The following is a 13599-nucleotide window of genomic DNA, read 5'->3' as shown; positions in this document are numbered from 1 at the left end:
TTTTTATTTTGATCAATTTGTGGGTTCAGCAACTCTAAAATTCCGATCGATTTGTGAACGACCAGTTTGGTAATCAAACTGAACTTTGGGCTGAACGTTAAATAGATAGACGTTAAAATCTAGACTTTTATCAGTGCTGATAGCTTGGAGGTGAATTCCACGCGCCATTAATTCAGATCCTCTAAAAATTGGCCGAGCATAAAAAATCACTTTTTTATGGTCGTATAGCGCTTGGCGAACTTTTTGTTCATAAATGGTTTGTATCCGTTGGTTAGAGAAAGCGGTTTGAGTAAAGAGGTTCTTGGGATTGTTTTGATCACCAACTTGAGAATTTGTATATTGACCACTGGCATTAATTCCTCCAGACAACGAGTAGGCAATTAAATGGCCCCGATTAATGATGGGATTACCATCAACGAATTTTTGATGCCATGCCGTTGGCTGAACATATTGCCGTTCGCGACTGCTATCTGAAGCTAGATTTCGATTTTCTAAGTAAGCTACGTTAGCATTACTGGTCCGATTATAGCGGTCTAAATTTTGGTAATTAACCCGATTGCTACGCCAATCTTTCGGGTTAAGCGTAGCATGGTTATGGTTGATGTATACCACACTATTGTCACCCGATTTAAAGGTAAGATCTGCTAACTGACTTGTTTGAGAGACTGACGATTGACTAGCCTGGTTAGTTGAATTGTGGTTGAAAATATTACCGCCAGAGATGCCGTTAACTAGCCAGATAATTGCTAGGAGAACAACAGCTCCGATTGAGCCTTGGGTAGTCCGTTTACGATATGAATTTCGTTTCTTTGCCATGATGATTCCCCTTACTAAATTTACTTAATCAACGATACCAGCAAACTAAGTGACCGGCAAGAACAAAAAAGACTGTAAGCCTTTAAAATCAGCTTTCAGTCATAATAAGTGGGTTAATATTTTATGGTAAGTAATTTCCGGCTGCAAAGTATAGGTCGTACCATTCTTGATTAGTTAATTCAATATCGGCTCCCTTAGCACTGTCAGTAATGTGTTCAGGATTCATAGTTCCAAGTAGCACTTGAATGTGAGCAGGGTGACGCACAATCCAAGCAGTGGCAATGGCGTTCTTGGAGACACCGTATTTTTCAGCTAATTCTTGTAGCTTGTCGTTAAGTTCAGGATACTTTGGATCATTAATGTACATGCCATCAAATAATCCATAATTGAATGGTGACCATGCCTGAATCGTCATGTGTTTGCGGCGAGAATATTCGAGTATTCCACCGTCGTGATCAATACTACCGTCATCAATCATGTTGGTGTGCATCCCTGAAGTAACCATTCCAGAATGAACCACGTTAAATTGTAGTTGGTTAATCGTTAATCGTTGGCTAACCCAAGATTGAACAAGTTCAACTTGTTGGGGATTGAAGTTAGAAACCCCAAAGTGGCGAACTTTTCCTTCTCGTTGTAAGGTATCGAAAGCGCCAGCTACGTCAGCTTCTTCCATTAATGGATCTGGCCGGTGAAGCAAGAATGAATCTAGATAATCAATTCCTAAGCGGCTTAAAATCCCGTCAACTGAATCGATGATATGTTGTTTAGAAAAATCATAACGAGCCCCAAATACTAGTCCATCATGACTTCGTTCAGGATCTAAGATGATGCCACCCTTAGATTGAATGAATAAGTCGTCACGATTAACCTTAGATTGTTTAAGTGCCTCTTTGAATTTGGTTTCTGATTGACCGTCACCATAAATATCAGCTGAATCGATGTAGTTAATTCCTGCATCAACGGCAGCATTAATGGCATCAGCGGCCTTGTTAGTTTCCATACCCGCCATGCGCATGATTCCTAAAGCGATTTGAGAAACTTCAAAATCAGTGTTACCAAGTTTGATTGTTTTCAAATATATCAGTCCTTTCTATATTTTATTATAGTCGTAATAATTCCAGTTGTCGTTGAGGAAATTTGTTAAATGGGTATGCTATAATTACTGATTAAAATGACAAGAGGGAGACTGCTTAGTGAGCCAAACTCAAATTATCGAATTAATTAACCAATATGGGTATTGGGGAATTATTTTCCTCATCGCCTTAGAAAATATTTTTCCACCAATTCCGTCTGAATTAGTCTTAGTATTTGCTGGCTACCTAACATTGACCAGCAATTTAAGTATTATCGGCACGGTTGTTGCGGCCACGGTGGGCGCATATGTCGGTGCATTGGCATTGTACGGAGTTGGCAGGCTATTGAGCGTTCAACAACTAGAGAAGATTCTCTCTGGGAAAATTGGAAAAGTTCTGCGCCTTAAGCATGGAGACATTTCCAAAGCCGGCGATTTTTTCTCTAAGTATGGTGGCAAGGCCATCCTATTTGGTCGTTGTGTACCAGTGGTCCGCAGCTTAATTTCCATACCAGCCGGCATGGTTAACTATGCCTTTATGAAGTTCACGTGTTTTACAATTATAGGGACGTTAGTTTGGAATACTATCTTAATTTTGATTGGTCATTATGCTGGTCAAGCTTGGCAACAGATTTTAGAAGTTGTCGATGATTGGTTAGTGATTATTCTTATTGGCGCCATCGTGGCAGTTGGAGCAATCATATACTACCGGTATCGTCGAAATAAAATTAAAGATTAAGATGCTTGGAGAATAGCGCAACTATTGTTTGCGATAAATAGAAAATACTTAAGCTGTATATCAATATTTCTTTGTATTACACGTACAGTTTTAATTTTAATTCATTCATATTCTTCATTTTTAGATGTTGTAAATGAAAAATTTGATAATTTATAGTTTCTGATAGTAATTAAATTTGAAACATCAAGAAAAAATAAAAAATGCTGATTAAAAAACACTTACGATGAGATTTTATCGTAAGTGGTTTTTATTTGTCCAAGTGGTGAGCGAACTCCAAAAAACTTGTTATTAAGCTGCTTTGGTTACGTAAAGTGAAACTTAGCTAATGATTATTAAAGAAACCTCAGGTGATAATCCATGACACAATTCATCTCATTTGTTATCATTTTAATAACAGATTGATTATCGAAATGGAGGGGTTTATATGAACTGGTATTCCAAAAGTACGGATTCAGTTATCTCAGAGCTTGGTACAAATAGATCTACTGGGCTAACGAATACTGAAGCAAGCCAACGAATAGATTCTTACGGTCCAAATGAAATTGCCCAAAATAAAAGTAAATCTGCGATAGCAATGTTTCTGGAGAGTTTTAAAGAGCCACTGATTATTATCTTGATGGTGGCAGTTACCATTGCGTTTCTTAGCTCGATTTATGAATTTAATTCAGGAAATTCTGAACATGCAGTGGCTTCGTTATATGAAGCCGTGGCAATCTTAATCATTATTTTTATTAATGGTGGGTTAACATTTCATCAAACCAGAAGCGCCCAGAAATCCTTAGACGCGCTGAGAGATATGCGCCAACCGCACTTAAATGTCTTGCGGGATGGTAGTTGGTCTTCAATTCCTACTGATGAATTAGTTCCTGGGGATATCGTCAGCGTGAAGTCTGGTGATTTTATTGAAGGGGACATGCGGTTTTTTAAAACCGCTGAGTTGCAGGTTGACGAATCGCAACTAACTGGTGAATCGGAAGCGGTTGATAAAACTATTGATGCACTTGCTGACGACACAGAATTAGCCGACCGGACTAATATGGGATTTTCTGGATCCATGGTAGTTAATGGTAACGGAATTGGTGTCATTGTGGCTACTGGTATGGAGACTGAGCTTGGAAAGATTGCTGATTTAATGGCATCTTCAGATGATCAAAAAACGCCAATTGAAAAGTCGGTTTCTGATTTAAGCAAAAAATTGATGCTGATTGCTGGAGGAATCATCGTCTTTACAGTTGGTTTTGAATTAACCAAACAATTTATGAATATGGGGCGGATCACGATTTCAGATATCGCTGGAATATCGTCGACCGCCATTGCAATTGCGGTGGCTTCGATACCTGATGCTATGCCCGTTGTGTTATCAATTGTTTTAACCGTTGGTGCGAAATTACTTGCTAAATCTAAAGGGCTAGTCAAGTCGTTAAGTAGTGTTGAAACTTTGGGAGCAACTACTTATATTGCTTCTGACAAGACTGGTACTTTAACTAAGAACGAAATGACGGTTACTAGATTCTATGCCAATCGGAAAAGATTCTATGTTGAGGGAAACGGCTACACTCCTGTTGGTGACATTTTAGATGAGGATTGCAAAGTAGTTGAAGGTGACAGTGACTACAGGCGTTTCTTTGAAATTGCGGCGCTGAATAATGAAGCTGAAATCAAACCAGATGAAAATCAGAACTGGCGTCCATTTGGTAACCCAACTGACGTTTCGCTGGTCGTGATGGCTCAAAAAGCTGGTATTACTAGAGACCGCTTAATGGAAAAGGAAACTGATCGAGACATCGACGTGTTAAGAGTTATTCCTTTTGATAGTACTAGAAAAATGATGACTGTAGTTATTAAAGAGGACGATCAATTCTATAGTTTAACTAAGGGCGCTCCCGACGTAGTGGCTACTAAAACTACCAGTGCGCTAGTTGACGGTAAGCAAGTGGACTATTCAGAAGTCACTGCTGAAGTTGATCAGACGATTTTAGATTTTGCGGATGATGCTTTAAGAACCATTGCATTGACTCAGCGGCCAATTACTGAAGATGAAGCTCTTCATGGTTCGGCCGAAGAATTGGAACAAGACCTTTGCTTCTTAGGAATTGCCGGAATTATCGATCCGCCACGTGAAGAGGTTAAAGCGGCCATTAGTAAATTGGATGGGGCTGCTGTCAAAGTGGTTATGATCACCGGTGACCATGCAGCTACGGCCAAAGCTATTGCCAAGCGTTTAGGTATCATCAAAGATGACCATGCAGAAGTGGTCGTTGGTAACGAGATTGAGGCAATGAGCGATGATGAACTAAAGAGTAAAGTTTTGGATACTCGGGTCTATGCTCGGGTATCACCGGAGCATAAGCAACGGATAGTAAAACAATTGCAGCGTGAACATCAAGTAGTTGGAATGACTGGGGATGGAATCAATGATGCACCAGCACTGAAAGCTGCTGATATCGGAATCGCCATGGGAATTAATGGTACCGAAGTGACTAAGGATGCTGCTGACTTGATTCTATTAGATGATAAATTCACAACCATCGAAGCTTCAGTTGAGTCTGGTAGAACTATCTTTAGTAATATTTTGAATTTTATGCGCCATGAACTGACAACAAATGTTGCTGAAGTGTTATCACTGCTACTAGGAGTGGTATTAATCAATACTACCGTTGGTGAAGTTTCAGCCGTTACGCCAACATTAACTGCCTTAATGGTCTTGTGGGTTAACATGGTTAGTGATTCGATGCCATCGTTCGCGCTTGGATACGATGAAGCCGAAGCTGATATGATGACTAGTGCCCCAAGAGATACTAAACAGTCAATTCTGGCCAACGGAATGCTAAGAAGGGTCCTGTTTAGAGGATCAGTTATGGGTGGCTTAGTGTTCGTTGCTTTCCTTTGGGCAGCAGCAAACGGTTATTCAATTGCTGAATCACAAACCATCGCGTTCTTAACCTTAGTATTTGGGCAATTGTGGCATGTATATGATGCTCGAAGTGCTAAGACATTATTTGATCGTAACCCATTCTCTAACTCACGCTTAACATTTGCAGTTGGATTTGCGGCTACATCTTCTGTTTTAGTCACTTTAATTCCATTCTTTAACGAAGTAATGGGAACTGCGCCACTAACAGTATCGTTATATCTTGGAATTATCATTATTTCAGCGATTCCAACTTTCATAATTTCTGGAATTAAGAAAATGATAACTAAGTAATTTAAAATAAAAAAAGTCAATGATCAAGTTCTTATTAAACTTGATCACTGACTTTTTTATTATTTTTGATAGGTACTACTAATATCAGTTCCACTTATGACTTCGAAGTAGAGACGATGATTTTTGGAAAACAGTTCAACAAGCAGATCAATGATAATTAAGCTAATCGGAATGGTTAAGGCAATGATTAAGATATGAATCCAGCTGAAGTGAGTGGTTGTCATTGCCATATTTGAACTTAGCAACCTTAGCTCAGACAAGATTAGCCCGCCTGTAACACCATAAGCAAGTGAATTTCTGACGATTACCTGCCACCATTTCGGTTGATTACCATAGACATCAATAATTTTAGTGCGCACGATGCGCATTCCCAAAGTATTTTGCCAAATGATTTGGGGAATTACGATTACTAAAATCAATGAAATTACACTAGTGTATGAGCTGATTGCGGGAATTAAGTCAATTAAAAACATAACCACAAATAGGCAAACTAGGTCGCAAGTAAAGGCCACCGAGCGACGAAATATTGAGACAGTTTGCGACTTAATATTAGCTTTTTGCTGCATTTTTTCTTTTTGAAGGAAACCATTTAATTAGGGGCTTAGCTATTAGGAATCCGGTTAGTCCACCTAAGGTGTTTAGCATCAAATCATCTACATCAAATAGTCGATAAGGCCGGGGGTACAGGCCATACAGACCGCTTAACTGAGTTAATTCAAAAAATAGTGACAAGCAAAACGATAGAATTAAGGTCTGCTTAAGACTACGTTGAAAATAACTTCGTAAGTAAACTCCGAAAGGAATAGTGAGGGCAATATTAAATATTGGCTGAATCACAGTAGGAGCCTTGATAGCTGCCAGCCAAGTTTCTGGATGCATGATTGAAAATGGATTGTATTTAATGAATTCTAGAATAAATACAAATGGATGAAGATTGTATTTAGGCGTCGTTAAGCGCTCAACGTAACTTAATGGTGGTAATGGAAGAATAATTAGAAAATAAGCACACATTAAGTAAAAGATAAATGTGTAAGTCATAAAAATATTCCATTTAGAAATCGAACCATAGCGGTGGTAATTTACAACTAAGAATGGAAATGTAATTAGAATTGCAATAAATGGGAATGAGGTTGCGGCGGTCATTACGACTTGGATGTACTGAGACATTCGAATCCTCCGTTATAGTGTAATTTTATTTATGGTAATTTTAAATTCATCATTGGGCGCAGATACCGTGACGGTATCGCCAGTTTTATGCCCTAAAAGAGCTTTACCAATTGGCGAAGCAATCGAAATTTTTCCCCGCGTGATATCAACCTCAGGAGTTCCAACAATCTGATATTTGTCGATTTCATGAGTGTCGGTGAATTCAAAGGTGACAGTTTTGCCAATTTCGACAATATCATTATCGCTTGGTTCGTAAATTCGAGCATATTGTAGTTGTTTAGTTAGAAATCGAATGCGACTTTCAAGATGTCGAAGATCACGTTTAGCAGAACTGTATTCAGCATTTTCTGATAGGTCGCCTAAGGCACGAGCTTCAGCCAAGATTCTGATTTTTTCTGGTCGAGAGGCCTGTAAATCAGCGAGTTCCTGCTCGATAATTTGATATCCTTCTTTGGTAATATCGTTAAATTGATCACTCATAATATCCCTCCAGCTTAATGAATTCATGCTTAATTATAAGAAAAACTCCCGGTAAATGCTAATTTGCTGAAGATTTAACGTGTATGTGACGGTAAGATTACGAAATTTTGAGAATGATTAATATAGATGTAACTTTCTAGATACTTCACTGTAATTCCAATATTGTAAATTAGTACTCGTTGAATAACTTAAGGGAGAAAATTATTTTTATGAATTTCAAGAAATTAGTTGTTGTTTTAATGAGTGCTTTAACATTGTTCGGCACATTCGAAAGCGTTGTGACTCCAGAAGTAGCCAGCGCAAAGACTAGTAAGGTTTACACATCAAAATTATTAAAAGCTAACAAGCAAGCTAAAGAATGGATTGCTTATCGTGAATCACGTGGTTCATACCGCGCCAGAAATGGCCAATACATTGGCCGTTACCAATTATCTGCATCATACTTACATGGTGATTACTCAAAGGCTAACCAAGAAAAGACTGCTGATCGTTACGTAAGTAACCGGTATGGTAGTTGGGTAAATGCTAAGCGTCATTGGTTATCACACGGTTGGTACTAATCTAAATTAATATTTATGTTGAATCACGCGATTATTTTAATAGTCGCGTGATTTTTTTATTAAAAAGTTAAATCCGAAGCTTACACCTGTTTTAAGATCCTAGTGACATATTAGTCGCTTAAATCCGAACGAATACATTTTGTAAACGGTTAATATTAAGAATTTGATTGCGAAAGTAAAATTGAGATGTTAAGATTAACATAATCTAAACGATTAAGAAAAGGTGGAAGCTAATGGATAAGGTATCGACGCCCAAACAAGATTCTCAATTTAGAAATGCTATTCTTGGATTACAACATTTACTGGCCATGTATTCAGGTGATATTTTAGTCCCGTTATTAATTGGAACGGTGTTAGGATTTAATGCAATCCAGATGACTTACCTAGTTTCAACAGATATTTTTATGTGTGGGGTTGCCACACTGCTACAAGTTAGACGGACTCCAATTACTGGGATCGGATTACCAGTCGTTTTGGGATGTGCAATTGAGTATGTGGCACCATTACAATCAATTGGTAAAAATTTCGGGTTAGGCTATATGTATGGCGGAATTATTGCTGCCGGTTTGTTTATTCTATTAATTTCAAAGCAGTTTGCAAAGTTACGGAAATACTTTCCACCAGTAGTTACGGGCTCATTAATCACATTAATTGGATTTACATTGATGCCAGTTGCTTTTCAAAATATGGGTGGTGGTGACCCAACTGCTAAAGCGTTTGGCGATCCGCAACATTTATTAATTGGTTCTTTTACTGCATTAGTTATTATTGTATTGAATATTTGGGCTCGCGGATTCATTAAACAAATTGCAATTTTGATTGGAATTATTCTAGGAACATTATTAGCAATCATGATGGGGGTTGTTGATTTTGGCTCAGTTGGACAAGCTCACTGGGTGCAACTCCCCCAATTATTTTATTTTTCTGCTCCTAAGTTTGAATGGTCATCGATTGCCACACTAATTTTGGCTGCTTTGACATGTATGATTGAATCAACCGGAGTCTACTTTGCCTTGGCTGATATCACTAAGCGTGAATTATCTGATGATGACTTGGCCCGGGGTTATCGTTCAGAAGGAATTGCTGCGATCCTAGGGGGACTATTTAACACCTTTCCATACTCAACCTTTTCTCAAAATGTTGGTATTGTCCAGCTATCAGGAATTAAAAAATTAGCTCCGATTTATTATTCCGCAGTAATGCTAATGATTTTGGGATTAATTCCTAAGTTTGGGGCAGTAGCGACGTTGATTCCTAATTCGGTTTTAGGTGGCGCCATGTTGATCATGTTTGGGATGGTTGGTGCCCAAGGAATCAAGATGTTATCTGCAGTCGACTTGAATATGCGTAATCTGCTAATTATTGCAATCTCCGTTGGAATGGGAATTGGTGTTACTACTCAACCAAATCTATTCCAGTATTTACCATCATCTGTTCAAGTGATTATGAGTAACGGCATGGTAATTGGTTGTTTTACAGCAGTATTACTTAATATTTTGTTGAATCATACTAATTTGAAAAATGTTGTTTCTGAAGACTAATAACATAAAAAGCTTGGTTATTATCAATCGATTGATAATAACCAAGCTTTTTATGTTGCCGTCTTATTTATGAAGGGTTGGCTTCTTTAAAAATATCCGATATGATATTAACTAAATCATCAACGGGCTCCGCTGTTAATTTGGATTTGATGTAGGATATTCCAAATTCAGCGGTTAACATATTTACAGGAATTCGAGCGATATTTAAGCTCTTTAATTCATAAGGATTCTTTTTTGAAATATAGGATTCGGGGATAACGGCTACGCCAAGGTTGTTAAGTGCAAGACTAGCAACTAGACTAATATCAGGAACTTCAATACTATATTCTACCGATGCACCTTGATTGTGAAGAAAACTGGCAACTAAACGGTGGTAGGCGTTATTCCGGGGGATGCTAATAAATGATTCATCCACTAACTTTGATAAGTCTAGTTTTGAGAAATCAACGAATGTTTGATCAGGTTGATATAAGACTGAAGAACTAGGGATGATTAATGCTAAGGGGATGTGAGTAACTGGGACATACTGAACTTTATGATTTCTGATAGGATCGCCCAAGAAGAAATCAAGGGAACCAGCTGTAAGCCGTTGTTCAGCTTCACTACTAGAAATTGAGATTATCTGGGCGTGAACTTCTGGATATTTTTCATAAAATTTAAGTAAGACCGGTTCATAAACATCGTTAGAGACGGCTTCATTTGAGGCAATCGTTAAATGACCATATTTAAATTGGGATAAATGAGTCATTTCGCGGTCTAAGTTTGCTTGCAGTTGGGATTCTTCCTGTAAGAAATCTAATAATCGTTCACCAGCATAGGTTAGTTGAAGGGGGTGCGATGAGCGATTAATTAATTTAACTCCGAAATTATCTTCAGCGTTTTTAATTACTCGACTAATATACGGCTGAGTTACAAAGAGTGCTTGAGCAGCCTTTGACATATTTCCTTGAGCTTTGATTTCTTCCAGAAATGAAAGTAGTTTATTATTCATACTTTAATTTCTCCTTTAGAAACAAATAATCAATCAAAAAACTTATAATATTCATTAACTATATTATATAGGATTCAAATTGGTAATTCATTTTAGATGCCTTAATGTTACGATTTACATGTTTAAATAGTATTCTCAATTATAACGAGTTAGAATTGTGGAGTAAAGTTAACGCAAATTAATTTTTGATTATCTATTGACAAAAAGTAAGTTAATGTTATATTTAAATGGTAATTAATACTATTTAAGAGGGAAGGTACTACTCATCGCTAAGACATCTAAGATTCAAAAAGAATTAAAAATTGAAAAAACTGTTGCTAAATATGCTGACTTACGTCGCGAACTAAAGGCTAATGGTGACTACGCTGCACTAAGTAAATTACCTAGGAATGCTTCACCAACCAGAATTCATCGTCGAGATGAGATTGATGGCCGTCCTCATGCATACATGCGTAAGTTTCATATGTCACGACTTAACTTTAGAAAGTTAGCCCATGAAGGCCAACTTCCTGGAGTTAAGAAAGCAAGTTGGTAATCTGTTAAATCAAAAGTATGCCGTTCTTATTCGAATGAATAAGAACGGTTTTTTTCTTTGAATTCAAGCGTAATTAATTGCATTTTAATCCTGATTTAACTAGTTTTATAAGTAAATAAGTAAAATAGGAGAGTTGAAATGCGAATTGAACAGCGACCAGAATTTCAAATCCATTTGCAAAATCTCAAATCAAAGGAACAACTATACTTAGAAACTATTTTTAGTGTGGCTAATGGTCACATTGGAGTTAGAGATTCCAATCCATTACAGGGAAATAACCCTAACTATATGGGAACGCCTGGCCTATTTATCAATGGCTTTTATGATTATTACCAAATTCAGTATGGCGAAAAATATACTGGATATCCCGTTAATGATCAGGTGATTAATCGATTGTGCGACCCGCGATATATACAAATTAAAATCGGTGAAGAAGATTCAGCGGTTGATTACTTTAAGGTTGAAACGGTTGATAAGAACTTAGACATGCAAACGGGTTTGCTGCACGAGATTTATAGTGTGACAACCCCTCAAGGCAAGATTTTTAACTTAATTGTTGAGAGCTTTGCGAGTGTGGAGTCGGTTAATGTTTATGGGATTAAGTATGGCGTCGTGCCAATTAATTTTGATGATGAAGTGGAAATTATCAAAGTGCATAGTTACATTAACCAAGCAACTAGTGCTACTGTCTCTGACGTACGGGTTAACGAAGCTCAAGGCCACTTACAGCTTGATTTTTTAGATGGTTATGAGCAGCCAAGTTACCTAGTCACAACATATAAGAGTCAACAAGGATCATTAGTAACCTTTAATGGAGATGGGCCAAAGCTTAGCTATTTTAAGGATGAAAGCAATCATTGGGGATACCATGCTAAGTATCAGGCGAAAAAGGGGACCCAAAAAGAATTCGAATTTTTATTCTCCATTGGTGATGTTTATCCACTAGTCAACGCACGGATGTACGCGGATCAGTATCTAGTTAAACTTAATGAGGATATTAAAAATACTAGTTTTAAGTCTGAACTAATGGCCTCAGCCCAAGTATGGCAAACATTTTGGCTCCATAGTGATGTGGAGATTGATGGTGATCCTCAAGTTCAACTTAGTTTGCGATTTAATTTTTTTGAATTATATCAATCAGCTGGCAAAGATTCCCATACGAGTATTCCAGCTAAGGGATTATCAGGTAGTGGTTATGGTGGTCATTATTTTTGGGATACAGAGATTTTTATGTTGCCATTTTTCATTTACACCAACCCTGAATTAGCAAAAAAGATTTTGATGTATCGTTATGAAACGTTGAAAAATTCTCAGCAACAAGCCACTCAATTTGGCTTTAAGGGTGGCGCAATGTACGCATGGCGAACGATTAACGGATACGAGGCCAGTGCTTATTGGCCAGCGGGAACAGCGCAAATTCATATTAATGCCGATATCGCATATGCTATTGAGCAATACTACGAGGTTACTAAAGATGACGACTTTCTGAATGACTACGGTTATGAGATTATCGTTGAAACCGCCCGTTTTTATATGGAATGGGGAAACTTTGCTGAAATCGATGGTAAGCGCAGATTTGTCATTAATCGGGTTACCGGCCCAGATGAATATAGTGCGGTAGTGGATAATAATTACTTTACTAATAAGATGGTTAAATTTAATTTTCGAATGGTACAAAAATACGCTAAGCGGTTTGAACATACCGATCTTTCTAATCGGTTAGGATTATCGCCAGAGGAACTCGAACGAATTCAAGAGGCGGCTGACTCAATGTACTTACCATTTGATGAAGATAATAAGATTAAATTACAATATCAAAATTTTGATCAGATGAATAAAATTGATTTGGCAAAAATTGATAATAATGATTTCCCTTTGTTGCTCCATTATCACCCACTAATGTTGTATCGAAGTCAGGTTAACAAGCAGGCGGATACTATCTTGGCCGACGTATTGTTCCCACAAGGATATAGCGATGACGAATTAAAACGTGATTTTGATTTTTACGAACCAATTACGACGCATGATTCCAGTCTTTCGCAAGCAGTGTTTGCTATTGCGGCGGCACGAGTTGGTAAAAATGCGCAATCTTATAGTTTCTTTACGCAAGCAATTGAAACGGATATTCAAAATTCACACCATAATACGGCTAATGGTATTCATGCTGGTAGTTTAGGGGCAGCTTGGGAAGGTGTATTCTACGGGTTTGCTGGAGTGGTGAATAATGCTGAGATATTCTCGATGGATCCTAAGTTGCCTGCTCAGTGGAATAGTGTTAAATTCAGAATTTTCTTATATGGTAGTGAATATATTTTTGCGATTTATGAACACGAAGTTCACGTCAGTCTATTGAGCGGTAAGGGAAGTACGATTAAAATTGCTGGGGCGAAATGTGAATTAGATAGTGAGAGTCCAGATCAAGTTATTAAATACTGATTGAGTAATAAAATAAATTGGGATATGGCAATCGACGAGGGTTTGTTTTATTATTTA

At 37.7% G+C, this 13599-nt stretch carries 12 protein-coding genes; 6 read left to right on the top strand and 6 right to left on the bottom strand.

Going from position 1 to position 13599, the window contains the following annotated elements; all coding sequences use genetic code 11:
* Window positions 1–12 precede the first annotated feature (12 nt).
* Both NBRC111893_RS01285 and NBRC111893_RS01280 read right to left on the bottom strand, forming a co-directional pair.
* Entirely contained in the window at window positions 13–816 is an 804-nt protein-coding gene (locus NBRC111893_RS01285; protein WP_125007698.1) for a DNA/RNA non-specific endonuclease, read from the bottom strand.
* A 121-nt stretch (window positions 817–937) separates the two neighbouring features.
* Window positions 938–1891, bottom strand: a complete 954-nt coding sequence (locus NBRC111893_RS01280; protein ID WP_125007697.1) for an aldo/keto reductase — start codon at window positions 1889–1891, stop codon at window positions 938–940.
* A 118-nt stretch (window positions 1892–2009) separates the two neighbouring features.
* Here NBRC111893_RS01280 and NBRC111893_RS01275 point away from each other — a divergent pair, with 118 nt between their 5' ends.
* Window positions 2010–2627 (top strand): DedA family protein, encoded by a 618-nt coding sequence (locus tag NBRC111893_RS01275; protein WP_125007696.1) that lies wholly within the window; start codon window positions 2010–2012, stop codon window positions 2625–2627.
* A 424-nt stretch (window positions 2628–3051) separates the two neighbouring features.
* On the top strand, window positions 3052–5832 hold the full coding sequence (locus NBRC111893_RS01270; protein WP_125007695.1) for a cation-translocating P-type ATPase: 2781 nt from the start codon (window positions 3052–3054) through the stop codon (window positions 5830–5832).
* Between the two features lie 59 nt (window positions 5833–5891).
* On the opposite strand, the gene NBRC111893_RS10935 is transcribed toward NBRC111893_RS01270, so the two are convergent.
* From NBRC111893_RS10935 to greA, 3 genes are all read right to left on the bottom strand, one after another.
* Window positions 5892–6305, bottom strand: a complete 414-nt coding sequence (locus tag NBRC111893_RS10935) for an RDD family protein (protein ID WP_230402923.1) — start codon at window positions 6303–6305, stop codon at window positions 5892–5894.
* 76 nt (window positions 6306–6381) lie between these two features.
* Complete coding sequence (locus NBRC111893_RS10930; protein WP_225417467.1) at window positions 6382–6999, bottom strand: VanZ family protein; 618 nt, start codon at window positions 6997–6999, stop codon at window positions 6382–6384.
* Window positions 7000–7011: 12 nt separating this feature from the next.
* A complete protein-coding gene (greA, locus tag NBRC111893_RS01260; RefSeq protein WP_125007694.1) occupies window positions 7012–7479 on the bottom strand; it encodes a transcription elongation factor GreA in 468 nt (155 codons plus the stop codon).
* 209 nt (window positions 7480–7688) lie between these two features.
* On the opposite strand from greA, the gene NBRC111893_RS01255 reads away from it, so the two are divergent.
* Window positions 7689–8039, top strand: a complete 351-nt coding sequence (locus NBRC111893_RS01255; protein ID WP_125007693.1) for an aggregation-promoting factor C-terminal-like domain-containing protein — start codon at window positions 7689–7691, stop codon at window positions 8037–8039.
* Window positions 8040–8272: 233 nt separating this feature from the next.
* Window positions 8273–9580, top strand: coding sequence for a nucleobase:cation symporter-2 family protein (locus tag NBRC111893_RS01250; RefSeq protein ID WP_125007692.1), 1308 nt, complete (start codon window positions 8273–8275; stop codon window positions 9578–9580).
* A 67-nt stretch (window positions 9581–9647) separates the two neighbouring features.
* Here NBRC111893_RS01250 and NBRC111893_RS01245 read toward each other — a convergent pair whose 3' ends face one another.
* On the bottom strand, window positions 9648–10571 hold the full coding sequence (locus NBRC111893_RS01245; protein WP_125007691.1) for a LysR family transcriptional regulator: 924 nt from the start codon (window positions 10569–10571) through the stop codon (window positions 9648–9650).
* A 265-nt stretch (window positions 10572–10836) separates the two neighbouring features.
* Here NBRC111893_RS01245 and rpsN point away from each other — a divergent pair, with 265 nt between their 5' ends.
* Both rpsN and NBRC111893_RS01235 read left to right on the top strand, forming a co-directional pair.
* Window positions 10837–11106 carry a 30S ribosomal protein S14 gene (gene rpsN / locus NBRC111893_RS01240; RefSeq protein WP_125007911.1) on the top strand — a complete coding sequence of 90 codons (270 nt, stop codon included), beginning with the start codon at window positions 10837–10839 and terminating at the stop codon, window positions 11104–11106.
* Between the two features lie 138 nt (window positions 11107–11244).
* The gene (locus tag NBRC111893_RS01235; protein WP_125007690.1) at window positions 11245–13542 is read left to right on the top strand and encodes a glycoside hydrolase family 65 protein; all 2298 of its coding nucleotides are present in this window, start codon (window positions 11245–11247) and stop codon (window positions 13540–13542) included.
* Window positions 13543–13599 lie beyond the last annotated feature (57 nt).

The sequence above is a fragment of the Lentilactobacillus kosonis genome (assembly GCF_003864335.1).
GTDB lineage: Bacteria > Bacillota > Bacilli > Lactobacillales > Lactobacillaceae > Lentilactobacillus > Lentilactobacillus kosonis.
The sequence above is the reverse complement of the archived record's forward strand: the minus strand, read 5'-3'. Positions and strand labels throughout refer to the sequence as shown.

What these genes read in the sequence shown, in the direction of transcription:
- NBRC111893_RS10935 (WP_230402923.1), bottom strand. Translation starts at nt 6,305, where the DNA reads ATGTTTTTAATTGACTTAATTCCCGCAATCAGCTCATACACTAGTGTA.
- NBRC111893_RS01245 (WP_125007691.1), bottom strand. Translation starts at nt 10,571, where the DNA reads ATGAATAATAAACTACTTTCATTTCTGGAAGAAATCAAAGCTCAAGGA.
- NBRC111893_RS10930 (WP_225417467.1), bottom strand. Translation starts at nt 6,999, where the DNA reads ATGTCTCAGTACATCCAAGTCGTAATGACCGCCGCAACCTCATTCCCA.
- NBRC111893_RS01255 (WP_125007693.1), top strand. Translation starts at nt 7,689, where the DNA reads ATGAATTTCAAGAAATTAGTTGTTGTTTTAATGAGTGCTTTAACATTG.
- greA (WP_125007694.1), bottom strand. Translation starts at nt 7,479, where the DNA reads ATGAGTGATCAATTTAACGATATTACCAAAGAAGGATATCAAATTATC.
- NBRC111893_RS01250 (WP_125007692.1), top strand. Translation starts at nt 8,273, where the DNA reads ATGGATAAGGTATCGACGCCCAAACAAGATTCTCAATTTAGAAATGCT.
- NBRC111893_RS01235 (WP_125007690.1), top strand. Translation starts at nt 11,245, where the DNA reads ATGCGAATTGAACAGCGACCAGAATTTCAAATCCATTTGCAAAATCTC.
- NBRC111893_RS01270 (WP_125007695.1), top strand. Translation starts at nt 3,052, where the DNA reads ATGAACTGGTATTCCAAAAGTACGGATTCAGTTATCTCAGAGCTTGGT.
- NBRC111893_RS01285 (WP_125007698.1), bottom strand. Translation starts at nt 816, where the DNA reads ATGGCAAAGAAACGAAATTCATATCGTAAACGGACTACCCAAGGCTCA.